Origin of the sequence: Pseudonocardia sp. ICBG1034, from assembly GCF_020131375.1 — a bacterium.
Taxonomy (GTDB): Bacteria; Actinomycetota; Actinomycetes; order Mycobacteriales; family Pseudonocardiaceae; genus Pseudonocardia; species Pseudonocardia alni.
This window is the reverse complement of record NZ_JAHLEK010000015.1, coordinates 2,231,128-2,256,801: the sequence shown is the minus strand read 5'-3', so window position 1 is coordinate 2,256,801 and position 25,674 is coordinate 2,231,128. Positions and strand designations below refer to the sequence as shown.

Genomic DNA, 25,674 nt, shown 5'->3' with positions numbered 1-25,674 from the left:
CCGGCGGGTCAGGCGCCGAGCGCGAGGGCGTGGTGCACCCGGCCCCGGCCGCCGGGTCCGTGCAGCACCGCCTCGACCCAGCAGCCGACCGGCCGGGCCGTGAGCCCGGCCGCGGTGGCGGTCAGCCAGGCGTCGTGGACGGCGAGGCCGGCCCGGACGTGCTGGGCGACGGTGTCCGGGCCGGGGTCGACGTCCCCGGTGACGACGAGCAGCCCGCCGACGCCGGTGAGGTCGGGCAGGCCGCACGCCCGCCGGGTCAGCGCTGCCGCGAGCGGGTGGCCCGCGTCGAGCAGGGCCGCGTGCTGTCCCGCGCCGAGCCGGGTCCGGGCGACCCGGTCGAGCCCGGGGTCCGCGACCGGCGGACGGAGGCTCGCGAACGGCGCCGAGCGGCGTGCGCGGAGCACGGCCGCCGGGTGCGGATCCGCGCTCGCACCGAGCGGGACGGCGCCGTCGGGGCCGGGTCCGCTCGTGAGCACGACACGGGAGCGGTCCCCGTCGGGGACGAGGTGGGCCGTGCGGGGTCGGCGCAGCGTCGCCGCGGCGGCGAGGACGGCGGCGGCCGCGTGGCCGAGGTCGAGCAGCAGCACCGGCAGCGAGCGGGGGCCGTAGCGCCACGTGGTCCGCTCCGGTGCGAGGTGGAGGACGAGGTCCGCGTGGTCGTCGGCACCCGGGTCGGCGGGACCGCCGTCGAGGGCGTGGGCGAGCGGGTCGTAGACGCGAGCGCCGACCCGGGCGTCGACCGGGTAGCGGCCGCCCGCCGACGGCACCCGGCGCAGCCGCACCCCGCCGACCACCCGGTCCGGGTCGGCGGCCAGCGACAGCGCCAGCAGTGCACCGGTCCCCGTGCCGTCGCGGGGCAGGGGTACCGGCCGGGCCGCCGTGGTCGCCTCGGCGGGGCGGGCGGCGTGGTCGGTGGGGCCCGGGTCGGCGCCGGACCAGGCGAGCCGGAACGCCGCGGCGGTCCGGGCCTCCTCGGCGCGGCCGGCCCGGTGCCGCTGCCCCTCCGGTCCGGGCCCCGGTGCGGCCCGGCCCGGGCACGGTGCGGCCCCGCCCGGGGGCGGTGCGGCCCCGCCCGGGGGCGGTGCGGCCCCGCCCGGGGGCGGCACCGTCACAGGAACGGCGGCGGGCAGTGCACGAGCCCGTCGGGACCGGCGGCCGGGTCGAGGTCGAGCCCGTGGGCGCGGGCGGTGTCGCGCCAGCGGGGCAGCCCCCAGTACCGGAACGCGGCGGGCGCGTTGGGGACGAGCCCGGTGGCGCAGGTGCGGACCACCCGCCAGGGGGTCTCGGCGACGTCGGGCGTGGTGAGGTCCACGCGGGCGATGCGGTGCCCGTCGGCGAGCAGCGCGGCGGTCAGCGACGCGAGGTCCCCGGCCGGCCCGGTGCGCAGCGGGCCGCGGGTCGCGGGCGCGGTGAACCGAGGCAGATACTCCTCCTGCACGCGCGGGTCGAGCCACACCTGCACCTGGGCGCCGAGGTCGCGCACGGCGGCGTAGCGCCCGCCGGCGTCGTCGCGGTAACGGCGGTCGGCGCGGTGGTCGAGGTAGAGGCCGCGGGCGAGGACACCGGCCTCGATCGAGGCGTACACCCAGCCGTCGGGGTCGAGCAGTCCGCGGGTGAACACCCAGGTGTGGACGGCCTCCAGCACCGCCTTGGTGGCGGCCTCGGCGGCGTCGAAACGGGCGGCGCCACCCCCGGCGACGATCCCGGTCTCCGGGTCGACGACGACGGCACCGACCACGGCCGCCGGGTACTCGGTGGGCAGCTCGACGAGATGGACGTCGAACGCGGCCCCGGCCAGCGCGGCGTCGAGCCCGGGGACCGACGCCCGGTCGATGCCGTGGGAGGGCAGCCCGAGGTGCCACCAGCGTTCCAGCGCGTCGCGTTCGACGAGCTCGAGCAGGCCGCGCCGGTGGGCGTCGACGGCGCCGTCGCCGGTGGCGATGCCGGCGTAGTTGAGGTGGTGGAAGCGGGGCTCGTCGCGACGGGCCCCGCTGTGGTGGTTGAGCAGCGCCCAGGAGGCGGGCAGCCAGGTCGGCTCCCCGTCGGCCTCGACGCCGGCGATCCAGCGGATCGGCAGGTCCTCGGTGAAGCGCTGGTAGGGACGGCCGTCCTGCCAGTGCGCGAGCAGCGGCAGCTCCTCGGGTCCCCAGCACCGGTGTCCCGCGGCGCGCAGCTCCGCGGCCGTGGTCAGCGGCAGGTCGCGCGGGACGCGGTTGCCGCAGTAGCGCTCGACCGCCTCGCCGAGTGCGGCGGTGCGGGCGCCGTCGCGGTCGCCGAAGGTGGTGCCGAGGCTCACCCGGTCCGCGGGCCAGGCGCCGAGCCGGCGCGCGTCGGACACCTCCGCGGTGACGGCGGTGTAGGCGGCGGGCAGCCCCGGCACGGGGGCGACGTCGACCAGCCGGCGGACGATCCCGCCCAGCGGGTCGACCAGCACCTCCACCGGCAGTACGGGAACGGTCGGTGCCGTCACAGGGTGACCTCCTCGGGGATGGCGGCCGCGGCGACCTCGTCGCGGCCGGGTCGGACGTGCGGCAGGTCCAGGCGCAGCGCGTGGACGGTGCGGCGGTCGGCGCGCAGCTCGGTCGCGTGCGCCGGGTCCCGCCCGGTGTGCGGGTTGCGGGCGTGTGCGGGCCAGTGGTGCCCGGCGATCTCGATGCGCAGCCGGTCGCCCTCGGCGAGCGCGGCACCGACCGGCGGGGTGGTGACGACGACCTCCCGCGACGCCGGACCGCGGCGCCGGTGCACGGCGGTGACCAGGTCGTGGCCGCGGAGCCCGACCCGGACGACCCAGTCGGCGTCGGGGGCGTCGGTGTCGCCGGTGACGGTGACGACCAGGGGCCCGGCGAGCACCCCAGCCGGCAGGGGCGGGGTGTGGGCGACGACCCGGTCGGCAGGACGGCCCGCGGCGGCCGACTCGGTGGTCGCGGCGGTGGTCGCGCTGGTGGTTGCGGCGGTGGTCGCGCTGGTGGTTGCGGCGGTCGTCCCGGTGCTGGTGGCAGTGGTCGCCGCAGGGGTCGCCGCAGGGGGCGTAGCGGCGGGAGCGGCGCCGTCGGTCGGCGCGAGAGCCGGCGTGGGTGCGCCGGGCGGGCGGGACCGGACGGGCCGCTCGGGGTCGGCGACGAAGCCGGCGGGGAACCCGTCCGGCGGCGCCGCGGCGACCGTGAGTGCCGGCCCGTCCCCGGCCCGCACCCAGCGCCCCGTCTCCCCCACCGCGACGAGTGCCCCGCGCCCCCGCGGCCGGCCCTGCACCGCGGCACGGGCCCAGGCGGCGTAGACCGCGCCGATCCGCCGTCCGGCCAGGACCGCGCCGGGTGCGGGAGCGTCGAGCTCGTGCCCCCACGGCCCCAGGACGAGCCGCGACGGCCCGCCCCAGCGCCGGGCGAGCTCCCGGGTCCGTGCGGCGAACGGGTCCGCGGTGCCCCCGACGGCGAGCAGCGGCATCGCGGCCCGCGCGATCCCCGACCACAGCCACGGGGTCTCCTCGGGTGCGTCCCACAGGTCGGCCCACCCGTCCGGGGCGGGTGTCAGGGCACCGGAGACCGGCAGGGTCGCGGCCGCCGACGGGGCGGCGGGACGCGCGCCCGCACCGTGCTCGGACCACCAGCCGATCCGGCAGGCCAGCCGGGCGGCACCGCCGGGTTCGCGGGCGGTCTCGCCGGGCCCGAGTGCCGGGACCGCGGCGAGCACCCCGCACACGCCGGGGTCGGCGAGGGCACCGGCGACCGCGCAGTGCGCACCGTAGCTGGCGCCGGCCAGCACGACCCGGCCGTCGCAGCCGGGGGTCGCGCGCAGCGCGGCGAGCGCGACGACGCCGTCGCCGGTCTCGTGGGCGTAGGGCCGGAACTCCCCCGTCGAGCCGCCGCGCCCCCGGACGTCGACGACGAGGCAGCCGAACCCGTGCGCGGCCCAGCCGCGGGCCTCGGGCAGCAGCCGCCCGCGGCCGTAGGGGGTGCGGATGAGCACCGCGGGCCAGGTCGCGGCGGCGGGGCGGACGAGGGTGGCGGCGAGCCGCACCCCGTCGGGCGCGGTCAGGTCGAGGTCGTCGGTGGCCCGGGCTGCCGGGCCGGGCCGGGCGGGGTCGGTCACGGCGCGCTGTCGGGGACCGGCAGGAGTGGGTGGTCGGCGATCGCGGCGGTGTCGAGGTCGACCACCCGCAGACGGCGCCGGGCCGGCAGGGCGGACGGGACGAGGTCACCGACCGCCGGGACGTCGTGGCCGGCGGCCCAGGCGCGCACGTCGGCGGCGAGCAGCGCGGCCAGCAGGGCGTGGTCGCCGGGCCCGGTCGGGGCGGCTGGGGCGGCCTCCCAGTACGCGAGCAGGTGCGGGTGCCCGGATCCGGCCGCGGCGAGGCGGCGGGCGCGGACGTCGGCGTGCCCGGCGTCGCCCGGGTGTAGGGCGGGAGGTTCCAGGATCCCGTGCCGGCCCTCGACGGCGAGCCGGAACAGGGCCGTCCCGCGGTCGGGCAGCCGGTCCAGCGCGGTCCAGGATGCGGGTGCCGGCCCGTCGGCGACGAGGCAGACCGCGGTCGGCGTCGTGGACGCATCCGCACCACCCGTGGCGACGACGCCGGTCGGCGGGCGCGTGGGGTCCGGGCGGGCCGGGACGGCCGCGAGCTCTTCGACCGTCCCGCGCAGCACCCGCACGGTGGGCCCGGCGAGCGCGGTGGCGACGGCGTCGGCCAGCGCGCCGTCACCGGCGACGGTCACGGTGGCCGTCCGGGCCGGGCGGGTGTCGTCGAGGTACCCGGCCGCGGCGAACGCGCCGCGCTCCGGGTCGAGTCCCGGCGGAGGTGTGGGGTCGGCGCCGTCGAACCAGCGGGTCAGCGCCTCGACCGTGCCGCGGGGCAGCTCGACCCCACGCAACCGGCCGGAGGCCTCCCGCAGCGCCGAGCCCCGCCCGGGGACCTCGAACACGCTCACGCCCGGTCGCAGTCGTTCCACTCGCACTCCCTGGTCCGTCGGTCGGTCACGGCAGACCGCGGGCCCGGCACCGTCACCGGTGCCGGGCCCGCGGCGGGTGTCACTCCTGCTCGGCGGCCTGCTCGGTCGCGAACGGGTTCTCGACGAGGGCGTTGGAGTGGCTCGCGGAGTTGTGCGGCAGGGCGCGCTCGGCCTCGAGCTCGGTGAAGATGTCCTTCATCGTTTTCTCCTCCAGTGGGTGACATCGTCCGGTTCCGGACCACTCCATCGTGGTCACAAACGACATCGATTTTCAACAGTGGTCCACGTCTCGTTACCTACTATTGGTGATGACTGTCGTTTCACACTATGGTTCGCGCATCCCTGACGGAAGGACCCCGTGAGCGAGACGGCCCCGACCGCCCCCGAGCACGAACGCGCCGACCTGCGCCGCTACCTCGCCGCCCGGGTCGTCTCGGTCGCCGGCTCCCTGGTCGCCGCGGTCGCCCTGCCCGTGCTCGTCTACCGGCTGACCGGCTCGCCCGCGTGGACGGCGGCGATCGCGACCGCGGAGGCACTCCCCTACCTGCTGTTCGGGCTGGTCGCGGGAGCGCTGGCCGACCGGGTCGACCGCAGGCGGCTCATGGTCGGCGTCGACCTGGCGTGCGGCGCGGTGCTCGCGGGGATCCCGCTCGCCTGGTGGGCCGGGGTACTCACACCGTGGCAGGTGCTCGGCACGGCGGTCGCGGTGCAGACCGGTTTCGTCTTCTTCGACGCCGCGAACTTCGGCGCCCTGCCCACGCTGGTCGGGCCCGACCGGATCACCGCGGCGTTCTCCACCCTCTACGGCGCGACGACCGTCGTCGAGCTGGTCGTGCCGCCGCTCGCCGGGCTGGCCGTCGCGACCCTGGCCCCGGCCGGACTGCTGTCGGTCACCGCGCTCACCGCGGTCGCGTCGGCGCTGCTGATCCGGTCGGTCGCCGGGAGCCTGTCCCCCGGGCCCGGCACCCGCGCGCCGACCCGGATCCTCGCCGACGTGCGTGAGGGCCTGGCACTGCTCATGGGCCATCCGGTGGTCCGCACGCTGACGCTGGTCGGCACCACCCAGGCCGTCGCGGGCGGTGCCTGGCTCGCGATGACCGTGCCGTGGGCGGACCGGGTGCTCGGCATCCGCGCCGACGGCGACGCCCGGCTCGGCCTCCTGTTCGCCTGCTGGGGTGTGGGCGGGCTCGCCGCGGCCCGGCTGGTCCCGCGGCTGTCGGAGCGCTGGGGCGGGGCGCGGCTCGCGCTGGCCGGGCTGCCGGTGTCGCTGGCCTGCGCGGTCGCGGTGGTGTCGGCGACGCACTGGGTCCCCGCACTCCTCGCCGCGACGGCGTTCGGGGCGGCGTACTCGACGGTCGTGCTCAACGCCGTCACCTACCGGCTGCAGGTCACGCCCGAGCACGCCCGCGCCCGGGTCTCGACGACCGCACGGATGCTGTCCTGGGGCCTCGGCACCCCCGCCGGGGCGGCCCTGGCCGGCGTCGTGGCGACGACACCGGCGGGCCCGCGCGGCGGTCTGGCGGCCGGGGCCGCGGTGCTGGCCGCCGGGGTCGCGCTGGCGTGGCTCACCCCGCCGCTGCGCCGGGCCGCCCGCGGCTGAGCGGGCCGCCCCCGTCCGGGCCCCCCGGCCCGGTGCGCGGCAGCACCGGTCCCGACGGGATGGGTGCGCGGTCAGGCGCTGGCGGGCCGGGCCGGGGTGGAGTCCAGGTAGCTGCAGGTCAGTCGCCCCTCGTGGGTCGAGACGACCCCGCGCACGCCGAACACCTCGGCCAGCAGCCGGTCGTCGACGACGTCGCCGGGTGCGCCGTCGGCGTGCACCCGCCCGTCGCGCAGCGCGACGATCCGGTCCGCGCACCGCGCGGCCTGGGCGAGGTCGTGCAGCACCGCGACGACGGTCAGGCCGCGCTGCACCTGCAGCTCCCGGACCAGGTCGAGCACCTCCAGCTGGTGGCGGACGTCGAGGTAGGTGGTGGGCTCGTCGAGCAGGAGCACCGGGGCGTCCTGGGCCAGGGCGAGCGCGATCCGCACCCGCTGGCGCTCCCCGCCCGACAGCAGCTCGACCGGGGTGTCGGCCCACGCCTGCGTGCCGGTGGCCGCCAGCGCGTCGGAGACCGCCGCGTCGGCGCCGCCGCCGAGCATGCCCAGCGGCCCGCGGACGGCGTAGCGGCCCTGTGCGACGAGCGCCCGCACGGTCACCCCGCCCAGCGGCGGCAGGGCCTGGGGCAGCACCGCGACCCGCTTCGCGACCTCCCGGCGCGGGGTCCCGGCCAGCGGCCGCTCGGCCAGGTGCACCGCGCCCGCGTCGGGCCGGTGCAGCCCGGCGAGCACCCGCAGCAGCGTGGTCTTCCCGCAGCCGTTGCGTCCCACCAGCGACAGCCACTGCCCGCGGTCGACCGCCAGGTCGACGCCGTCGAGCACGGTGCGCCCGTCGAAGCGCACCGTCACCGCCTCGGCCCTGAGCACCGTCACAGCGCACCTCCCACCGTCGTACGGGACCGTCGGCGGACGATCCCGATGAGCACCACCGCGCCGGCGACCGCCGTCACCGCTCCCGCGGGCACCCCGATCGGCCGGTCCCCGGCCGGGGCGAGCGCCGTCAGCATCTGGGCGACGACGTCGGCCGCGACGACCGTGCCCGCCCCGGCCGCCGCCGACGCGGGCACGAGCAGCCGCGGGTCGGCCGCGCCCCGCAGCCCGAGCACCGCACGGGCCAGGTGCGGGGCGAGCAGCCCGACGAACGCGAGCGCCCCGACCGCCGCGACCGCCCCGCCGGTGGCGAGCACGGCCAGCAGCACCGCGGCCGAGCGCCACCCGGACACGGCGAGGCCGACGCCGCGGGCGTGGTCGTCGTCGACGCCGAGGACGGCGAGCACCGGACCGAGCAGCACCGCGAGGACCACCGCGGTCAGCGCGACCGGCCAGAGCGCGTCCCAGTGCTCCCAGCCACGCCCGTTGAGCGAGCCGACCAGCCACCGGACCATCGACCCGGCCAGCTGCGGGCGGGCGGTGAGCAGCAGCAACGTCGTCCCGCCGAGCACCGCCGACACCAGCACCCCGACGACGGCCAGCCGCAGCGGGTCCGCGGTGCCCGGCCCCGCGGCCCGACCGGCGAGCAGCCACAGCACCCCGCCGCCGAGCGTCCCGCCGAGCAGGGCCACGCCGAGCACGCCGAGCGGGGTGCCGACCGGTCCGCCGAGCACGGTCCCCAGCACCGCGCCGAGCACCGCGCCGGAGCCGACGCCGGTCACCTCCGGGGAGGCGAGCGGGTTGCGCAGCACCGCCTGCAGCACCGTCCCGGCGACGCCGAGGCAGGCACCGGCCGCGAGCCCGACCAGGACCCGCGGTGCCCGCAGCTCCCGGACGAGGTCGGTGGACAGGGGGTCCGCGAACCCGGCCAGCGCCGCGAGCGCGGTGCCGGGCCCGACGGCGGTGCCGACCAGGAGCCCGGCCAGGGCGGCGACCGCCACGCACAGTCCGAGCAGCCCGAACCGGGCCGCGAGCGGCGCCCCCCGGCCCACCGGGCGGTTCACCGGTCCACCGCCGCGGCGGGACCGGCGGCGCGGGCGGGACCGGCCGTGCGGGCGGCCCGCGGGCGTCGCCACACCAGCAGCAGCCCGCCCGCGACGATCGCGACCCCCGCGGTGAAGCCGCCGACCGGCAGCTCCACCGGGTAGAGCACGGTGCGGGCCAGCAGGTCCGCGACGACGACCACGGCCGCGCCCGCCCCGGCGCAGGCCGCGGCGCGGGGAAGCGGCCGGGCCGCGGGGAGCAGCACCCGCACCAGCTGCGGGGCGAGGAACCCGACCCAGGCGACCGGCCCCGCCGGGCCGACCACGGCCGCGACGAGCAGGCAGGCCACGCCCAGCACCGCCGCCCGGGCCGCCCCGGTGCGCAGGCCCAGCGCGGAGGCGGCGTCGTCGCCGAGACGCAGCGGCCCCAGCAGCGGCAGCACCGCGACCCCCGCGACGAACGCGACCGCCAGCGCGGGCAGCACCGGCGTCACCGTCGCCCACGTCGTGCCGGTCAGCGAGCCCAGCAGATAGCGCACCAGCACGCCCTGCTCCGAGGAGCCGGTCATGGCGACCGCCGCGAGCAGCAGCGCCTGCAGCGCCGCGCCCACCCCGGCTCCGATCAGCAGGACCGCGGCCGGGCCGACGGCGCCGCGGACGGCGAGCAGGGTGAGCGCTCCCCCGGTCACCGCGCCGACCACGGCGGGCAGCAGCGGCGCGAACGGGACCGCGGCCCCGGTGACGACCGTGACCGCCACCGCGGCCGCCGCACCGGAGGACACCCCGAGCAGCTCGGGGACGGCGAGCGGGTTGCGCAGACCGTCCTGCAGCAGCAACCCGGCCAGCCCGAGCGCGGCGCCGGTGAGCACACCGAGCAGCAGCCGCGGCACCCGCAGCTCGGTGACGACGACGTGCTCGATCCCGCCCGCCGCGCCCAGCGCGGCGGGCAGCCGGTGCGGGGCGACGGCCGGGGTGCCGGTCCCGAGGACCAGCGCGGCGAGCAGCACCGTCCCGGCCGCGACGGCGAGCAGCAGCAGGGCCCGTCTCACCGGCCGGGGACCACCGCGAGCGACTGGGTGACGATCGCGCCCAGGCTGCGCGTGCCGCGCCCGCTGCCCCACAGCCGCGGGTCCATCTCGTGCACGTTCCCCTGCTGCACCGCGGGGACCTGGGCCCACACCGGGTTCGCGGCGAGCTGGTCGGTCAGGGTGCGGTCGGCGGAGGAGAACAGCAGCGAGAACGCGAACACCACGTCCGGGGCCTGCGCGAGGATCTCCTCGACGCTGTAGGTGCTCGCGGTCTCGACGTCGGCGCCGCGCGGGACGAACGGGTAGTCGTAGAGCGTCGCGAGCAGGTTCCCGTTGACCGTGTCCGTGGTGTCGACGCCGATCGTGTCGGCGCTGCCGTACATCAGCAGGACCCTCCGGTCGGCCTGGCCGGTGGCGCGCGCCTGCTCGACGCCGTCGGCCAGCGTCGTGCGGAAGCGCCGTTCGCCCGCGGTGGCCTCGGCGGTGCGTCCGGTGAGCGACCCCAGGTCCCGCAGGTAGCCGACCGACTCCTCCCAGGTCGTCGGCTGCACCAGCCACAACGGGGCGAACCGCTCGATCGCCGCACGCAGCGGCTCGTGCACTCCGCCGAGCCCGATCACCAGGTCGGGACGCAGCGCGGCGATGGACTCGACGTCCTCGCTGCCGAAGCTGCCGGCGACGGTCGGGACCTGCGCGGCGCGCTCGCCGAGCAGGACGGGGTTCTTCAGCAGGGCCGGGGTGGAGGTGCCGGCCGGGGTGAGCCCCAGCTCGACGACCATGTCGTCGCACAGGCCGGTCAGGCAGACGATGCGCGTCGGCGGGGCCGGCACGGTGACGGCGGTGCCGCGCGGGTCGGTGACCGAGAGTGCCGGCTCCAGCGGTGCGACGTCCCGGCTGACGGCGGGCCGCTCGGCGGCCGCCTCCGGCGCGGGCGCGGCCGTCCCACCGCACCCGGCGAGCAGCAGGGCGACCAGCGCGACCGGCAGCAGGGCGGCGATCCGGGAGGCACGGGACCGGGCGGCGGCGACGGTGCGAGCGGCGGCGGCGGAGCCGGCGTCGGCATCGGCGGGCGGGCGACGGGCGCTCATCGCGCACCGGCCAGGTCGCGCCCGGCCCGCAGGTCGCGCAGCGCGGCGGCGTCGCGGCGCAGCGAGGCGGCGGTGTCGCCGGGGACGAACTCCAGCAGCACCTCGGTGTCGGTGCCGTCGTCGCGGGACTGCGCGGTGAGCTCGGCGAGCACCGGGGCCCACAGGTCGGCGCGGTCGCCGAGCGGCAGCCGCTCGGTGTATCCGTCGGCGCCCCAGGAGAACGCGTGCACGGTGGCCGGGCGCAGCGCGCGGACCTCGGCCAGGCAGACGTCGGTGTCGGGCAGCTCGCGCGGCTGCCAGTGGGTGACCAGGGCGGGGTGGCCGACCTCGGCGCGCAGCCTCAGCGCGGTGTCGAGGCCGTCGGTGAGGGACTCGACGTGGTGCTCGACGAGCAGCCCCATCCCCCGCTCGGCGACGGCGTCGGCGCAGCGCCGCAGTGCGTCGACGGTGGCGGCGCGCCCGGCGGGCGACACGTCGGCCGAGGCCGCCGTCCCGGCCCAGACGCGCACCCGCGGGGCACCGAGCTCGGCCGCCGTCGCGACGACGGCGTCGAACTCGCCGGGGTCGGACGCACCGGCCTTGTGGTAGCTGCCGTAGGTGCCGATCCGCAGCCCTGCGCCCGCGCAGGCACCGCGGGCCGCCGACGCCGCCGCCCGGTCACCGGGGCGGACGTGCCGGTCCCCGGCCCACTCGACGACCTCGGACCCGGCGTCGACCGCCAGGCGCACGACGTCCGGAACGGATCTCTCACGGAAGGTGACCGACGCCAACCCCAGAAGCAGCATGGTCGGTAACCGTAGTCATTATCGATTGTGCGAACCAGCGATGTACGTCACCCGATGTCCGGTTCCGCCTAGAGCAGATCGAGCCCGGCCGCCACGACCGTGTCCGCGTCGAGCCCGTGGTGGGCGTAGACCGAGGCGAGATCGCCGGACTGACCGAAGCGGTGCACGCCCAGGTGCGTCGCGGGGACCCGGTTGACCCCGGCGAGGAACGCGAGGGTGTGCGGGTGCCCGTCGAGCAGGGTGACCAGCGGCGCGGCCCGGCGCGCGGGGAACGCCGACTCCAGGATCCACGGCTCGGCCTGCGGACGGGCGGGGCGTCCGGCGCGGGCCTGCAGGGCGTCGAACAGCAGCCCCGGGCTGGTCACCACGACGACGTCGACGTCGTGGCCGAGCTCGGCGAGCCGGTCCGCCGCGGCGAGTGCCTCGGTCGTCGGCGCGCCGGCGACCGCGATGGTCAGCGCCGGTGTGCCCGCGGCGCGGCGGAGCGGGTAGGCCCCGGCGACCACCTGGCGCCGGCGCCGCTCGCGCGCGGCCGGGTCCGCCGGGACCGCCGCGAGGGTCTGGTCCACCGGCCGGGTCGACAGGCGCAGGTAGGCGCTGGTGCCGTCCGGCCGGCCGAGCCGGGCCAGCGAGGCGAGCAGCGTCCACTCGGTGTCGATGGCGAACGCCGGCTCGTAGGTGACGCAGCCGGGCTGCTCCAGCCCGACCGACGGCGTCGTCACCGACTGGTGGGCACCGCCCTCGGGGGCCAGCGACACCCCGGAGGGCGTACCGACGAGGATCGACTGGCCACCCGCGTAGATGCCGAACGACCACGGCTCCAGCGCGCGCTCGACGAACGGGTCGTAGAGCACCCCGATCGGCAGCACCGGACGGCCCCAGCGCGACCAGGTCGCACCCAGCTCCCCCAGCGCCCCGACGAGGTTCCCCTCGGCGATGCCCAGCTCCAGGTGCTGGCCGGTGGGCCGCTCGCGCCAGTGCAGGATCGTCTCGGGATCGTCGTCGAACCAGTCCTTGCGCTCCGCGGTGGACCAGACGCCGACCTTGTTCACCCAGCCGCCCAGGTTCGTCGACGACGACACGTCCGGACAGAGCGTGACCACCCGGCCGGCCGCCTCGGGGGCCTCGCGGGTGAGGTCGAGCAGCGCCCGGCCGAGCGCGGCCTGGGTGGTGGCCCGCCCGGTCGGGGTGCGTCCGATGTCGGTCGGCAGCGGCGGGACCGGCTGGTCGTCGACCGGGTCGCGGTGCAGGCGCTGCGCCGCGGCGGCCACCACCTCGCCCGCCGGGGACTCCGGGTCGAATCGCCGCCAGGGGTCGTCGGGGTCTGCGCCGACGGCGTCGGCCAGCTCGCGGACCTGGTCGGCGCTCAGGATCGAGCCGTGGTTCTGCGGGTGGCCCGCGGTCGCGAGGCCGTGGCCCTTGACCGTGTAGGCGAGGACCACCGTGGGCCGGGTGTCGTCGATCGCGGAGAACGCGTCGCGCAGCGCGGCGGTGTCGTGCCCGCCGAGGTTGCGCACCGCGGCGAGCAGGGTGTCGTCGTCGAGGCCGGCGACGAGCTCCTCCAGATCGGCGTGCCCGTCGGGGAGCCGGGTGCGGACCTCGTCGGCGTCGCAGCGCAGCAGCCGCTGGTACTCCGCGTTCTGCATGGTGTCGATCCGGGCGCGCAGCGCGTCGCCGCCGGGGCGGTCGAACAGCTCGTGCAGCAGCCTGCCGTACTTGACGGTGAGGACCTGCCAGCCGGCCGCGGAGAACATGCCCTCGATCCGCGGCGCGCCGATCGCGGGGACGACCCGGTCCAGGGACTGCCGGTTGAGGTCGACGATCCACACGACCTCGCCCAGCTCACCGACCATCGGGTCGAGGATGGCCTCCCAGACGGCGCCCTCGTCGAGCTCGGCGTCGCCCACCAGGGAGTACTGCCTGCCCTGTCCGGCGCCGCCGAAGTGGGTGTCGACGTAGCGGCGGGCCAGCGCACCCCAGATCGGGGCGGTCGCGCCGATCCCCACCGAGCCGGTCGAGTAGTCGACCGGGTCGGGGTCCTTGGACCGCGACGGGTAGGACTGCAGCCCGCCGAAGGCACGCAGCGTGCCCAGGTAGCGCTCGTCGAGCTCGCCGAGCAGGTAGTTGATCGCGTGCAGCACCGGCGAGGCGTGCGGCTTGACCGAGACCCGGTCCCCGGCCCGCAGGTGCTCGAACCACAACGAGGTCATGATCGTCGTCATCGACGCCGACGACGCCTGGTGCCCGCCCACCTTCAGCCCGCTGGGGTCGCCGCGCCGGTTGGCCGCGTCGACGATCGCGGTGGACAGCCACAGCACCCGCTTCTCGATCTCGACGAGCGTGTCCGTCGCCACCGTCTGCGTGCCCATCGCCCACCACTCCAGCCTCATCGCCCATGCAGCCTGCCCAGCCAGCCCACCACCACATCGACGAGTGCACAACCACAGCCCCCACGACTGAGCAGAGTGCACGCGACGGGCCGGGCGGGACGCGCGTCGGGGCGGCATAATGCGCACCCGCGGAGACGAGGAGGGGGCACCACGTGACGGGAACGACCGGTGACGGGCGGGCAGCGCTCGACGGCCACGACGCCCGGCTGCTGCTGGCCCTGGCGCAGGACCCGCGCGCGACGGTGCTCGCCCTCGCCGAACGGGTCGGCCTGTCCCGCAACACCGTGCAGGCCCGGCTGGCCAAGCTGGACCGGCTCGGCGCACTGGACACCTTCGAGCGCCGGGTCGACCCGGCGGCGCTCGGCTACCCGCTGACCGCGTTCGTGACGGTGCGGGTGGTGCAGCGCGAGCTCGCCGCCGTCGCCGACGCACTGGACCGGGTACCGGAGGTGCTGGAGGTGCACGGCGTCTCCGGACCGGAGGACCTCCTGGTGCACCTGGTCGCCCGCGACGCCGACGACCTCTACCGGATCGCCGGGCACCTCCTCGCGATCGGCGGGGTGGAGCGCACGTCGACGTCGCTGGTCATGCGCTCGCTGGTCGGGTTCCGCACCGCCCCGCTGCTGCGCCGCCTGACCGACGGCGGCGCGGGCGCACCCGTCGTTCACCCGGCGCCGCTACCGTCACGCCGATGAGCGCCCCCGCCGCCCCCGGTTTCGACCCGGACTTCCTCGGCGTCGCGACGCCGATGCCGACGCTGCCCGGGACCGACACCCTGCTGCTCCCCTACACCCACTTCGCCACGCTGCACCGGCCCGACCGGCGCCTGGCCGCGGCCACCGCCGTCGCGATCGACGGGGCGACCCTGCGGCAGCTCGAACGTTCCGACGACTGGCGCCTCGACGACCGGCTGCCCGCCGGGCAGCAGGCCGGCGCCGAGCTCTACGCCGACAACGACCTCGACCGCGGCCACCTGGTCCGCCGCCAGGACCCGGTGTGGGGCGGGGCCGCCGAGGCTGCGACGGCGGAGTCCGACACGTTCCACTACACCAATGCCGCCCCGCAGGCCGCCGCGTTCAACCAGGACAAGCAGACCTGGGGCGGGCTGGAGGACTACCTGCTCGACAACGCGGGCGACAACGACCGGCGGCTCGTGGTGTTCACCGGTCCGGTGCTGGCCGACGACGACCCGGAGTACCGCGGCGTGCGCATCCCGCGGCTGTTCTGGAAGATCGGCGCCTTCGTCGTCGGCGGCGCGCTCGGCACCACCGCGTACCTGCTGGACCAGACGCCCCTGCTCGGCGACCTCGCCGAGCAGGCGCCGGGGGACCCGCCCCCGCTGGGCCCGTACCGCACCTTCCAGGTGCCGGTGGCCCGGATCGGCGAGCTGACCGGGCTCGACCTGGGCCCGCTGACCGCGGCGGACCGGATGCCGGTACCCGAGCCGGTGCCCGCCGCGCTGTCGGAGCGGGCCGTGCGGCTGCGCTCGTTCGCCGACATCCGCGGACTGTGAGCACGCCGGGGATCTAGGGTCGCCCCGTGACCGAGCTGCTCCCCAGCACCCAGCGCACCCTGCTCGCCCGCGTCGCCCGCGCCCAGCGCGACGGCCGCGTCCCCTCCCTCGTCGCCGGGGTGGTCCGCGACGGCGCCCTGGCCTGGCACGCCGGCCGCGGAGCGCTGCCGGAGGGGGCCGCCGCCGACGACGTCCAGTACCGCATCGGCTCGATCTCCAAGACCGTCTGCGCGGTCACGGTGCTGCGGCTGCGCGACGAGGGCCTGCTCGACCTCGACGACCCGCTGGAGCGTCACCTGCCCGGCACCCCGCTCGGCGACCGCACCCTGGGCCAGCTCCTGTCCCACCTCGCCGGTGCCGGGTCGGAGAGCCCCGGGCCGTGGTGGGAGCGCACCCCCGGCGGCACCCTGGCCGAGCTCGGTCTGTCCGACACCGACCGGGTGCTGCCCGCGGCGCGCCGCTTCCACTACTCCAACCTCGGGTTCGGTCTGCTCGGCGAGGTCGTCGCCCGCGTCCGCGGCCGCGCCTGGTCCGAGGTGGCCCGCGACGAGGTGCTGCTCCCGCTGGGCATGACGCGCACCAGCACCCGTCCGCAGCCCCCGGCCGCGGCGGGACGGGCGGTGCACCCGTGGGCCGACCTGGTCCTGGCCGAGCCCGAGCACGACGCCGGGGTGATGGCCGCCGCCGGGCAGCTGTGGTGCACCGCGGCGGACCTGGCCCGGCTCGGCGCCCTGCTGCTCGGCGACACCGGCGACGTGCTCTCCCCGGCGACGGTCGAGGAGATGACGCTGCCCGCGGGCGTCGACCCGACGTCGCCGGCCTGGGCAGGCTACGGCCTGGGCGTGCAGGTCCTGCGGTTCGACCGGCCCGAGGGCGGCGGCACGACGACACTGGTCGGGCACGGCGGATCCATGCCCGGGTTCCTCGCCGGGCTCTGGGTGGACCGCGAGGAGGGCGCCGGCGCCCTGGCGATGGGCAACACCACCTCCGGGATGGACAGCGGGCTGGCCGCCGGGCTGCTGAACGATCTGCGCGTCGCCGAGCCCCGCATCGTCGCGCCGTGGACCCCGCAGCCCTGCCCGGTCGACCCCGAGCTGCTCGGACCGTGGTTCTGGGGTCCCTCCCCCTACGCGCTGCGCTCGGTCGGCGGCGGGCTGCTGCACCTCGGCGGCCTCGGGCGCCCCGGACGCGCGTCGCGGTTCCGGCCCGGCCCGGACGGCACCTGGGTCGGCCTGGACGGCTACTTCGCCGGGGAGACCCTGCGGATCGCCCGCGACCACCTGTGGCTGGCCACGTTCGTCTTCACCCGCACCCCCTACGACCCGGCCGCACCGGTCCCCGGCGGCGTCTCCGACGAGGGCTGGACCACCTCCTGACATCACGGTTCGGCCTGCACAGCGACACGGGACGGCCCAGTACCTACACTTTCGGCACACAAACGACTTGTGCACCATTTCTGCACGAACGAGAGCGGAGGGGGGATGCGCCCGGCACACGGGCGTGACCACGTATGACACAGGCCCAATCACCACCGGACGGCCGTCCGGACACGACCGGGGACGACCGGCCCCGCACCGACTGGATCGTGTTCGGCGTCGGCGCCGCGCTCGCGCTGCTGTTCGTGCTGTGGGGGCTGCTCAGCGCCGACACCCTCGGCGCCACCGCCGAGGCGATGCTCGGCGGGCTGATGCGCGGCGGCGGCTGGGGCTTCATCCTCGCCGCGACCGCCTTCGTGGCCTTCGCACTGTTCCTCGCCTTCAGCCGCTTCGGGCGCATCAAGCTCGGCGCCGACGACGAGGAGCCCGAGTTCCGCACGGTCTCCTGGATCGCGATGATGTTCTCCGCCGGGATGGGCATCGGGCTGATGTTCTTCGGCGTGAACGAGCCGCTGACCTTCTTCCAGTCGCCGCCGCCCGGCGCCGCCGAGCCCGGCACCATCGACGCGCTGCAGACCTCGATGGCGACGTCGCTGTTCCACTGGACGCTGCACCCGTGGGCGATCTACGCCGTCGTCGGCCTCGCCATCGCCTACTCCACCTTCCGCAAGGGCCGCCGTCAGCTCATCAGCCAGGCCTTCATCCCGCTGATCGGGCGCAAGGCCGCCGAGGGCTCCATCGGCCGGGGCATCGACATCCTCGCGATCTTCGCGACGCTGTTCGGCTCCGCGGCCTCGCTGGGGCTGGGCGCGTTCCAGATCGGCGGCGGCATGCAGACCGTCGGCTGGGTGGACGGCCAGGTGAGCCCCTGGGTGCTCGCCGCGATCATCATCGTGCTGACCGCCGCGTTCATCCTCTCCGCCGTCTCCGGCGTCGAGAAGGGCATCCAGTGGCTGTCCAACACCAACATGGTGCTGGCGGCGGTGCTCGCGTTCTTCGTGTTCGTCGTCGGCCCGACGGTGATCATCCTGGACCTGATCCCGACGTCGATCGGCGCGTACTTCTCCCAGTTCTTCGAGATGGTCGGGCGCACCGAGGCCGTCGGCGGCGAGCCGATGCTCGAGTGGCTGTCGGGCTGGACGATCTTCTACTGGGCGTGGTGGATCTCGTGGACGCCGTTCGTCGGCATGTTCCTGGCGCGGATCTCGCGCGGGCGCACCATCCGTGAGTTCGTCGGCGGCGTCATCCTCGCGCCGAGCCTGGTCTCGCTGGTCTGGTTCTGCATCTTCGGCGGCACCGCCATCACCCAGGCCCAGCAGGGTGCGCAGTTCTCCGACGACTCCAACGTCCAGCTGTTCCAGATGCTGGCCGCCTACCCGTGGGCGACCTTCACCGGCCTGCTGGTCATGCTCCTGGTCGCGATCTTCTTCGTGTCCGGCGCCGACGCCGCGTCGATCGTCATGGGCACGCTGTCCCAGCGCGGCACCATCGAGCCCAGCAAGTGGGTCGTGGTCTTCTGGGGCTCGGTCATGGGCGCGGTCGCCGTGCTGATGCTCGTCACCGGCGGTGAGAACGCCCTGGACGGCATCCAGAACCTGACCATCCTGGTCGCGGCGCCGTTCGTCGTGATCATGGTGCTGCTGTGCTTCGCGCTGTTCAAGGACCTGCGCCGCGACAAGGTCGTGCTGCGGGACGAGAAGGGCGCGCAGGTGCTGGAGCAGGCCGTCGACTGGGCCACCGACAACCACGGCGAGCACTTCTACGTCAAGGTCGGCGCGTTCGACCCGGACCACGAGAACGCCCCCGGCAGTGGCAACGGCAGCGGTGCCGTCGCGACCGGGACCGACGGACCGGACGGATCGACCGGCGACGGGTCGACGCGGGCGACCGCCGAACGACGCGACAGCCCGGTCGGCGGCGACTGACCACCTCTCGTCGCACACGACGGCGGCCGGACACCCTCCCGGGGTGTCCGGCCGTCGTCGTCCGTGGCAGGGTCGAGGGCTCACGGTCGCGGGGACGGCCGGACGATCGGAGGGCCTGTGACCGACCGCCCACCGACGGTGAGCGGTCGGGAGTGACCCGGGCCGACCGCGCTCGTTGGACCTCCTGCGACCACCCGGTGCACGGCCCCCGCGCGCACCGACGATCATCGAGAAGTGCTGCGCCGCAGCCGGAGCGGATGGGAGGGACCTGACACAGTGGGCCGGATGCGTCTCGTCTTCACCCCGGGGGACGACCAGGGGTACGCCGAGGCCCGCAGCCGCCTGCTGGAGCAGTTCTCCCTCTGGGCCCGCCGCCGTCGCGTCGAGGTGGACACCGCGCTCGTCGCCGCCGTGCTGGACTACAAGTACGCGCGCGACCGCAGGCTGGGCCGCTGGACGCGCTCGCACATCGCCGACGCGCTGGGCATGTGGTTCCCGCGCAAGGTGACCGTGCTCGAGCCCGACGACGTCGCCCCCGCCTTCCACGCGCTCATCGACTTCGTCGACGAGCACGACTGGTTCGACCCGCAGTCGCACCCGGCGGACGCGCTGCACCGTCAGGTCCTCGACTCCACCCCCGCACTGCACGACGGTCTCGCCGACGAGCGCAACTACGACCTGGGCAAGTTCTGGGGCGTGCAGCTGCACCGCCACGGCGTCGACCCCGCGGACCCGGCCGCCGTGCAGCGGTTCCTCGACCGCGCCGGCGCCGGGGAGACCGACGTCGACCGGCACGCGCTCGCCGAGATCATGCGGCGGGAGGTGCAGCGGCCCACCCGCACCGAGTGGAACCCCGAGCTGCCGCCGGTACCGATGCCCGGCGCAGCGGCGCTCGTCGAGGCCGCGGAACACTCCGAGGCACTCGAGCTGCTCCGCAAGCTGACCCTGTGGGTCCGGGCCGGGCGCCGGCTCACCTCCGACGGCCGCCTCGACCGCACCGACGCGCTCGACCTCGCCGCGCACCTGCAGCTCGACCACATCTACCGCGAGACCGCCCGTACCAGCGACGACCTGCCCGAGGTGTCGCTGCTGCTGCGCTGGGCCCGCTCGGCGCGCCTGGTCCGTGTGGTGCGCGGGCGGCTGCTCCCGGTCAAGAGCGCGGGCCCGCTGCTGAACCGGCCGATCGAGCTGTGGCGCAGGGTGTTCGAGTCGGTCGGCCGCCTCGGCGACAGCCTGGGCGGGACCGACGTGTTCGGCGCACCGTCGCTGTTCGGGATGTCGATGTCGCAGGCGTTCCCGATGCTGTGGGTCGGCCTGTACGCCACCGGCGGCGGGCCGGTCCCGCTCGAGCACTTCCACCGCCAGGTCCGCGACGCCGTCAACGACGAGGCGGGCTGCGTGGTCGACGACCTCGCCGGCGACGTCGAGCAGCGGCTGTGGCGCCGCGACGTGACGGCCCTGCTGGACGCCTGCGAGCTGCTCGGCGCGATCGAGCTGACCGAGACCCTCGACGCCGACGAGCTCGACGAGCTGTCCCGGGTCGCGCACCGCGACGACCCGGACCCCACGGTCGTCGCGCTGACCCCGATGGGGCTGTGGGCGGTGCACGAGTACCTGACCGAGCAGGGCATGCACCTGCCCGCGCCGGGGGAGCTGGCCGACGAGGACGTCGAGTACGTGTGCGTGCGGATGAGCGGGGTGCGGGCGGACGTCGCCGAGGCCGAGCTCGCCGCGTGGGCGCTCGCCCGCCACCCCGGGGACGCCGTGCGCGAGCTGGACCGCTTCCTGCGCCGCTGCGAGGTCCCGGCGCACCGGGCCCTCGCGCTGCACGCGCTGACCGCGACCGGCCCGGCCGGGCGGGCGGTCGCCGCGCGCCACCGGTTGCACGTCGCCGAGCCCGTGGTGGTGCCGGCGCCGCACCGCCACGTCGGCCCCACCCCGGCGCCCCGCGCGGCGGCCGCCGAGACCACGGCGCCGCTGCCGCGCACCGCGGTCCGGCACAACCTCGAGCCGGCGGGCTGACCCGGATCAGGTCAGCAGGACGACCTTGCCGGTGACGGTGCGGTCGTCGATGCGTGACAGGGCGGTCGCGGCGTCGTCGAGGCCGAAGCGCTCGCTGATCAGCGGGTCGAGCGCGCCGGAACGCAGGTGCGGGAGCAGGGCGTCCCACTCCGAGCGGATGAAGTCCGGGCGTCCCAGCGCGTAGGCACCCCAACCGACCCCGCGGACGTCGACGTTGTTCAGCAGCAGCCGGTTCACCTTGACCGTCGGGATGTCCCCCGCGGTGAATCCGACGACCATGAGACGGCCGAGCGGGCCGAGACAGCGCACCGAGTCGGTGAAGCGGTCCCCGCCGACCGGGTCGACGACCATGTCGACACCCGCACCGCCGGTCAACTCCTTCACGGCGTCCTTGAACCCGTCGACGCCGACGGTGTGCGTCGCGCCCGCGCGCCGGGCGACCTCGGCCTTGGCCTCGGTGGAGGTGACGCCGATGACGGTGGCCCCCATCGCGGCCGCCAGCTGGATCACCGCGGTCCCGATGCCCCCGGCCGCGCCCTGGACGAGCACCGTCTCCCCCGCCCGCAGGCCGCCGCGGGTGTCGAGGGTGAAGTGCGCGGTCAGGTAGTTCATCGGCAGGCAGGCGCCCGCCGCGAACTCCACCTCGTCGGGCAGCGGGAAGACGTGCTGCTCCGGAGCGGAGACGGTCTCGGCGAACACCCCGGACATGGTGAACGCGACGACCCGGTCCCCGGCGGCGAACCGGCTGTCCGGGCCCGCCTCGCGCACCGTGCCGGCGCACTCGGAGCCGAGGGTGAACGGCGGCTCCGGCTTGTACTGGTACATCCCCTTGGTCAGCAGGACGTCCGGGAAGTTCACCCCGGCCGCGGCGACGTCGATCAGAACCTCGCCGTCACCGCGGACCGGCGGCTCGACCTGGGCGACGCGGACCGCGGACGGCCCGTCCAGCTCGCTGACCTGCACTGCACGCACGTGTGCTCTCCCTCGTGGTCCGACGGCGGTGTCCGCCGGTCATCGAACCACGGGCGCGGGTGATCCACACGGGCCGCGGGGCGCGGCTACACGGGCTGGGCGTCGCCGTAGCGCGGGGTGCGCGGCTCGGTGAGCGCGTCGCACAGCTCGGAGAGCCGGTTGTCGATGCGGTCCTGCACCCGCTCGAGCGCGTCGAGCTCCAGCATGAGGTCCAGGGCGTCACCGGTGGTGCCTCCGGAGAGGACGCGCTCCAGCTCGGCACGGCGCTCGGCGGCGCGCCGTCGGCAGGCGTCGGCGGTGGCCTTGTGGGCGCGCAGGCGGGCACGGGCGGGGTCGGCGAGATCGCGGCCGCCGTTGACGGTGGCGACGCGCTCCTCCAGCAGGTGCGGGTTCACGGGGCCCTCCGATGCGTGGTGGTGGGAACGTCGGCTCGGCGGTGACGTGACCGCCGCCACATCCCACGCTAGACGATCAGCGTGTGCCGCGCATCACATCGGTGTGACATCCGTGGGGAACCGGCCCCGGACGCGCGACGACCCCCGGCGCCTCGGGCACCGGGGGTCGTCGGATGTCGGGTCGGATCAGTCGCCACGGCGCGGCTGCGGGATGAGCTCCGCCGGGCCGCGACGGCGCTGGGCGACGGCGTCGGTGGTCAGGTGGTAGTGCCCGCGGCGGGACCGCCGGCACAGGTAGGCCCGCTGCGGGCGACCGCCGAGGGCCTCCAGCTCACGGGCGGCGCACTCGGCCGCGTCCCGGTCCGGGTAGATGACCTTGCCGTCGCTGCCGGTCGCGGAGGCACCGAACCGCTCGCGGTCCTCGATCTCGCGCCGCCCGGGGAGGCAGACCTCCGGCCGGCCGGACCGCATCAGCCGCGCGTAGCGGGCCAGCACGCGGCCCCGCTCGCCGTCGACCACACCTCGTCCGGACGGCAGGTTCTCCACCGAGCGCCGTGCCGCGGGGATCATCCCCGGGTGCACCGCCGGAACCCTGTCGAACTGCCCGTCCATGTCGCCTCCACGTCGCCGTCACTTGTGGATCGCTCGACTCATCCTGCCTCGTTACCGCCTGCGGCGGACTCGCTCGATCGTGTCATCTGTCACGCAGACATCGGCATAATCGATCACACAGTGTGACACCGCCTGCTGATCGGCGTGCCGGCGACGCCGTTCACCGCCGCGCCGGTCGTGTCATCACACCTGTGGGTACGGCCGTGTGCACCAGCCTGTGCGCCCGTCCGGACCGTCCTATCCTGGTCCCCCGGGAACGCGCGTGCCCCGGGTCGGGGGACGAAGATGGCGATCCAGCCCGAGACGGGTGTCGGGAACGGGGCGTCCGGCGGCCCGCGGTGGGACGAGGTGTTCACCCCGTCCGACCTGGCCGAGGGCGTGTTCGATGTGCGCTGGGACCTGCGGCCGCGGTTGCGCCGGTGGCTGGCCGACCAGGGCCTGGCCACCGCGTCGGGACGCGAGACGCACCGTCCCGCGATCGACGCCTGGGCCCTGCTCGACGGCGGCGTGATCGCAGTGTCCGCAGTGAGCCTGCCCGGCACGCCGCCCGGTGCGGTGCCGCTGCCCGGGCGGGAGCCCGCCGCCGGCACCACTCCCCCGCGGAACTCCGCTCTGCTGTCCCCGGGTATGCGACTGATCGGGCACCGCACGCTGCGGCTGGTCGTCGCCCGCCTCGGACTGCCCGGTGGCGACGAGCCGCTGCCCGGGGAGCACCGCGACGTGCCCGGCCTGGTCGAGGACCTGTTCGACGCCCGTCGCCGCGACGCCGAGAGCACCGAGCAGGCCGAGCTGCTCGCCACCTGCACCGACCGGACGTCGCTGCGCTGGGTGGTCACCGCACTGCGGCCGTAGGGCGCGCAGAATCGCGCGCGCCCGTACACCTCGTCCGGTTCGGCCGGCGCCGACCGTGACGACCTGATCATAGAATGTGATGACCCCGGCGGTCCGTCGACAACGGCTTACCGAGATCGACACATCGTCCGGCGGCGACGCACCCGGCGCCCCGTGACAGGCTCGACCCTCGTGACGACATGGACCAGCGACGAGTGCGCCGCCCACTGGGGCGTGCAGGTGGGCACCTGGAACTCCTACGTCTCCCGCGGCCAGGCGCCGGCCCCGCTGCCCGACCCCGGCCCGGGCGGCCGCAAGGTCTGGGACGCCGACGCCGTCCGCGCGTTCTCCCGGCCCGGGGTGGGCCGCCGCCGGGGATCCGCCGAGTCCGCGGCCGTGCTGGAGGAGCTGCGGGCGGCGGCGGACGCGCCGCGCGAGCGTCGCCGCGCGCTGTTGCGCGCCGGGCGCGAGGCCGGCTGCGAGGTCAGCGCGATGGCGGCGGCGCTCGGTGTCTCCCGGCACACCGCCTACGCCTGGTTGAAGGACTGACCCTCCGGCGGAGAGACTGCGCGGGCGTGCGCACCGCAACGGAGGGGGAAGGCGTGCTGGTCTCGACGGCCGTACGGACGGCGACGAAGCGGCTCATCCCGCTGCTCGCCCTGGCCTATCTGCTGAACTACATCGACCGGGTCAACGTCGGGTTCGCGTCGCTGACGATGAACGCCGACCTGGGCCTGTCCGCGGCCGCCTACGGCCTGGGCGCCGGGCTGTTCTTCATCGGCTACTTCTTCTTCGAGGTCCCGTCCAACGTGATCCTGCACCGGGTCGGCGCCCGGATCTGGATCGCCCGGATCATGGTGACCTGGGGCGTCGTCGCATCGTCGACGGCGTTCATCCAGGGCGAGATCGGCTTCTACGTCGTGCGGGTGCTGCTCGGCATCGCCGAGGCCGGCTTCTTCCCCGGCATCATCCTGTATCTGACCTACTGGTTCCCGCGGGTGGAGCGGGCGCGGATCGTCGCGCTGTTCTTCCTGGCCGTGCCGCTGTCCTCGGTGGTCGGCGGTCCGCTGTCGACGTGGCTGATCTCGGTCGGCGACGGCGCCCTGGGCTTCGACGCCGGCTGGCGCTTCATGTTCTTCGTCGAGGGCATCCCGGCGGTGCTGCTGGGCATCGCGGTGCTGTGGCTGCTGCCGGACCGCCCGACCCGGGCCCGGTGGCTTTCCACCGACCAGGCGGTCGCACTGGAGGAGCGGATCGCCGCCGAGGACGCGGCGGCGGCCGGGCAGGACCGCGGGGTCGCCGCCGCCCTGCGCGACGGCCGGGTGGTGGCCCTGTCGGTCGTCTACTTCGGGATCGTGTTCGGGCTCTACGTCCTGGCGTTCTTCCTCCCCCAGATCGTCGCCGGGTTCGAGCAGCAGTTCGGCGCCGACTACTCGCTGGTCGAGGTCGGTCTGATCACCGCGGTGCCGTACGCGATCGCGTCGGTGACGATGGTGCTGTGGGCCCGGCACTCCGACCGCAGCGGGGAGCGGGGGCTGCACGTGGCCGTCCCCGCCGTCGTCGGGGCGGTCGCGATCGCGGGCGCGCTGTACATGGACTCACCGCTGCTGGTCATGGCATGCGTGACCGTCTGCGCGATCGGGGTCTTCGCCGCCATCCCGCCGTTCTGGGCGCTGCCGAACGCGTTCCTCACCGGTGCCGGGGCCGCCGCCGGGATCGGGCTGATCAACTCCTTCGGCAACCTGTCCGGGTTCGCCGGGCCGTTCGTCGCGGGGTGGCTGAAGGACCTGACCGGCGACTCCCGCGCCGGGATGTGGGTGGTCGCGGTGATGATGCTGATGTCGGCGGCGATCGCGGTCGGTTTCCGCCGGACGGCGCAGCGCGCTGCGGCGGCGGACGCAGCCGAGCGGACCGGCGATCGTCAACAGTGATTAACCGGTCAAGGATTCCGTAAACGGCGACGTAACCTCGGTGACCGGGGGCGGCGACAGGGGGTCGCGCTCCATTCATCGGGGGGCGACGAGAATGACGGAGTTTCTGCTGTCCGCAGCCGAGGAACAGAGCGGGGCGAGCGGCACGACCATTCTGGTGATCATCGGTGCGGTGGCCCTGTTCCTGTACATCGGCTCACTCTACCTGCACCCCTTCACCCGGTGTGGGCGCTGCAAGGGCACCCCGCGGCAGTACGGCGCACTGGCCACGAAATCGTGGCGGCACTGCGGCGCGTGCAACGGTTCCGGCCGCGAGATCCGGCTCGGCGCACGCATTCTGGGAATCGACCCGTGAAT

Annotated in this window: 24 protein-coding genes; 10 read left to right on the top strand and 14 right to left on the bottom strand. The window is 76.0% G+C overall.

Annotated elements, in window-relative coordinates:
• Positions 1-8: 8 nt before the first annotated feature.
• From KPF22_RS12110 to amiA, 5 genes are all read right to left on the bottom strand, one after another.
• The gene (locus KPF22_RS12110) at positions 9-1,112 is read right to left on the bottom strand and encodes a hypothetical protein (protein WP_224402094.1); all 1,104 of its coding nucleotides are present in this window, start codon (positions 1,110-1,112) and stop codon (positions 9-11) included.
• Positions 1,109-2,470 (bottom strand): YcaO-like family protein, encoded by a 1,362-nt coding sequence (locus tag KPF22_RS12105; protein ID WP_224402093.1) that lies wholly within the window; start codon positions 2,468-2,470, stop codon positions 1,109-1,111. The genes KPF22_RS12110 and KPF22_RS12105 overlap by 4 nt, the downstream gene beginning before the upstream one ends.
• The gene (locus KPF22_RS12100; RefSeq protein ID WP_224402092.1) at positions 2,467-4,086 is read right to left on the bottom strand and encodes a CocE/NonD family hydrolase; all 1,620 of its coding nucleotides are present in this window, start codon (positions 4,084-4,086) and stop codon (positions 2,467-2,469) included. The genes KPF22_RS12105 and KPF22_RS12100 overlap by 4 nt, the downstream gene beginning before the upstream one ends.
• A complete protein-coding gene (locus KPF22_RS12095; RefSeq protein ID WP_224402091.1) occupies positions 4,083-4,919 on the bottom strand; it encodes a hypothetical protein in 837 nt (278 codons plus the stop codon). Before KPF22_RS12095 ends, KPF22_RS12100 begins: the two co-directional genes overlap by 4 nt.
• A gap of 100 nt (positions 4,920-5,019) precedes the next feature.
• Positions 5,020-5,139, bottom strand: a complete 120-nt coding sequence (amiA, locus tag KPF22_RS32035) for a streptamidine family RiPP (protein WP_020625778.1) — start codon at positions 5,137-5,139, stop codon at positions 5,020-5,022.
• A 159-nt stretch (positions 5,140-5,298) separates the two neighbouring features.
• Between amiA and KPF22_RS12090 the strand changes: the two genes are divergently transcribed.
• Complete coding sequence (locus KPF22_RS12090) at positions 5,299-6,540, top strand: MFS transporter (RefSeq protein ID WP_208824181.1); 1,242 nt, start codon at positions 5,299-5,301, stop codon at positions 6,538-6,540.
• A gap of 71 nt (positions 6,541-6,611) precedes the next feature.
• On the opposite strand, the gene KPF22_RS12085 is transcribed toward KPF22_RS12090, so the two are convergent.
• From KPF22_RS12085 to KPF22_RS12060, 6 genes are all read right to left on the bottom strand, one after another.
• On the bottom strand, positions 6,612-7,409 hold the full coding sequence (locus tag KPF22_RS12085; RefSeq protein WP_224402090.1) for an ABC transporter ATP-binding protein: 798 nt from the start codon (positions 7,407-7,409) through the stop codon (positions 6,612-6,614).
• Positions 7,406-8,470, bottom strand: coding sequence for an iron ABC transporter permease (locus KPF22_RS12080; protein ID WP_224402089.1), 1,065 nt, complete (start codon positions 8,468-8,470; stop codon positions 7,406-7,408). The genes KPF22_RS12085 and KPF22_RS12080 overlap by 4 nt, the downstream gene beginning before the upstream one ends.
• Complete coding sequence (locus tag KPF22_RS12075) at positions 8,467-9,498, bottom strand: iron chelate uptake ABC transporter family permease subunit (RefSeq protein ID WP_224402088.1); 1,032 nt, start codon at positions 9,496-9,498, stop codon at positions 8,467-8,469. The genes KPF22_RS12080 and KPF22_RS12075 overlap by 4 nt, the downstream gene beginning before the upstream one ends.
• A complete protein-coding gene (locus tag KPF22_RS12070) occupies positions 9,495-10,565 on the bottom strand; it encodes an ABC transporter substrate-binding protein (protein ID WP_305080315.1) in 1,071 nt (356 codons plus the stop codon). The genes KPF22_RS12075 and KPF22_RS12070 overlap by 4 nt, the downstream gene beginning before the upstream one ends.
• Entirely contained in the window at positions 10,562-11,350 is a 789-nt protein-coding gene (locus tag KPF22_RS12065; protein WP_208824187.1) for a sugar phosphate isomerase/epimerase, read from the bottom strand. Before KPF22_RS12065 ends, KPF22_RS12070 begins: the two co-directional genes overlap by 4 nt.
• Before the next feature lie 68 nt (positions 11,351-11,418).
• Positions 11,419-13,719 (bottom strand): pyruvate dehydrogenase, encoded by a 2,301-nt coding sequence (locus KPF22_RS12060; protein ID WP_208824223.1) that lies wholly within the window; start codon positions 13,717-13,719, stop codon positions 11,419-11,421.
• A gap of 173 nt (positions 13,720-13,892) precedes the next feature.
• Here KPF22_RS12060 and KPF22_RS12055 point away from each other — a divergent pair, with 173 nt between their 5' ends.
• The 5 genes from KPF22_RS12055 to KPF22_RS12035 all read left to right on the top strand — a co-directional run bounded on the left by KPF22_RS12055 (position 13,893) and on the right by KPF22_RS12035 (position 20,576).
• Positions 13,893-14,435 carry an Lrp/AsnC family transcriptional regulator gene (locus KPF22_RS12055; protein WP_208824189.1) on the top strand — a complete coding sequence of 181 codons (543 nt, stop codon included), beginning with the start codon at positions 13,893-13,895 and terminating at the stop codon, positions 14,433-14,435.
• Positions 14,432-15,253, top strand: coding sequence for a DNA/RNA non-specific endonuclease (locus KPF22_RS12050; RefSeq protein ID WP_208824191.1), 822 nt, complete (start codon positions 14,432-14,434; stop codon positions 15,251-15,253). Before KPF22_RS12055 ends, KPF22_RS12050 begins: the two co-directional genes overlap by 4 nt.
• A 26-nt stretch (positions 15,254-15,279) precedes the next feature.
• Positions 15,280-16,629 (top strand): serine hydrolase, encoded by a 1,350-nt coding sequence (locus KPF22_RS12045; protein ID WP_208824193.1) that lies wholly within the window; start codon positions 15,280-15,282, stop codon positions 16,627-16,629.
• Positions 16,630-16,763: 134 nt separating this feature from the next.
• Entirely contained in the window at positions 16,764-18,554 is a 1,791-nt protein-coding gene (locus tag KPF22_RS12040; RefSeq protein WP_208824195.1) for a BCCT family transporter, read from the top strand.
• Between the two features lie 285 nt (positions 18,555-18,839).
• Entirely contained in the window at positions 18,840-20,576 is a 1,737-nt protein-coding gene (locus KPF22_RS12035; protein ID WP_224402087.1) for a hypothetical protein, read from the top strand.
• Between the two features lie 6 nt (positions 20,577-20,582).
• On the opposite strand, the gene KPF22_RS12030 is transcribed toward KPF22_RS12035, so the two are convergent.
• From KPF22_RS12030 to KPF22_RS12020, 3 genes are all read right to left on the bottom strand, one after another.
• Positions 20,583-21,548 (bottom strand): NADPH:quinone oxidoreductase family protein, encoded by a 966-nt coding sequence (locus KPF22_RS12030; protein ID WP_208824199.1) that lies wholly within the window; start codon positions 21,546-21,548, stop codon positions 20,583-20,585.
• An 86-nt stretch (positions 21,549-21,634) separates the two neighbouring features.
• A complete protein-coding gene (locus KPF22_RS12025; protein WP_073574211.1) occupies positions 21,635-21,943 on the bottom strand; it encodes a hypothetical protein in 309 nt (102 codons plus the stop codon).
• 186 nt (positions 21,944-22,129) lie between these two features.
• Positions 22,130-22,555, bottom strand: a complete 426-nt coding sequence (locus KPF22_RS12020) for a hypothetical protein (RefSeq protein WP_062396034.1) — start codon at positions 22,553-22,555, stop codon at positions 22,130-22,132.
• A gap of 285 nt (positions 22,556-22,840) precedes the next feature.
• Here KPF22_RS12020 and KPF22_RS12015 point away from each other — a divergent pair, with 285 nt between their 5' ends.
• From KPF22_RS12015 to KPF22_RS12000, 4 genes are all read left to right on the top strand, one after another.
• Positions 22,841-23,407 (top strand): hypothetical protein, encoded by a 567-nt coding sequence (locus tag KPF22_RS12015; protein WP_208824201.1) that lies wholly within the window; start codon positions 22,841-22,843, stop codon positions 23,405-23,407.
• Positions 23,408-23,578: 171 nt separating this feature from the next.
• Positions 23,579-23,935, top strand: a complete 357-nt coding sequence (locus KPF22_RS12010; RefSeq protein ID WP_073574423.1) for a hypothetical protein — start codon at positions 23,579-23,581, stop codon at positions 23,933-23,935.
• Between the two features lie 26 nt (positions 23,936-23,961).
• A complete protein-coding gene (locus KPF22_RS12005; RefSeq protein ID WP_224402086.1) occupies positions 23,962-25,317 on the top strand; it encodes an MFS transporter in 1,356 nt (451 codons plus the stop codon).
• Between the two features lie 94 nt (positions 25,318-25,411).
• Positions 25,412-25,672: a hypothetical protein gene (locus tag KPF22_RS12000; protein ID WP_224402085.1), complete on the top strand. Its 261-nt coding sequence runs from the start codon at positions 25,412-25,414 to the stop codon at positions 25,670-25,672.
• The last annotated feature ends 2 nt before the right edge of the window (positions 25,673-25,674 follow it).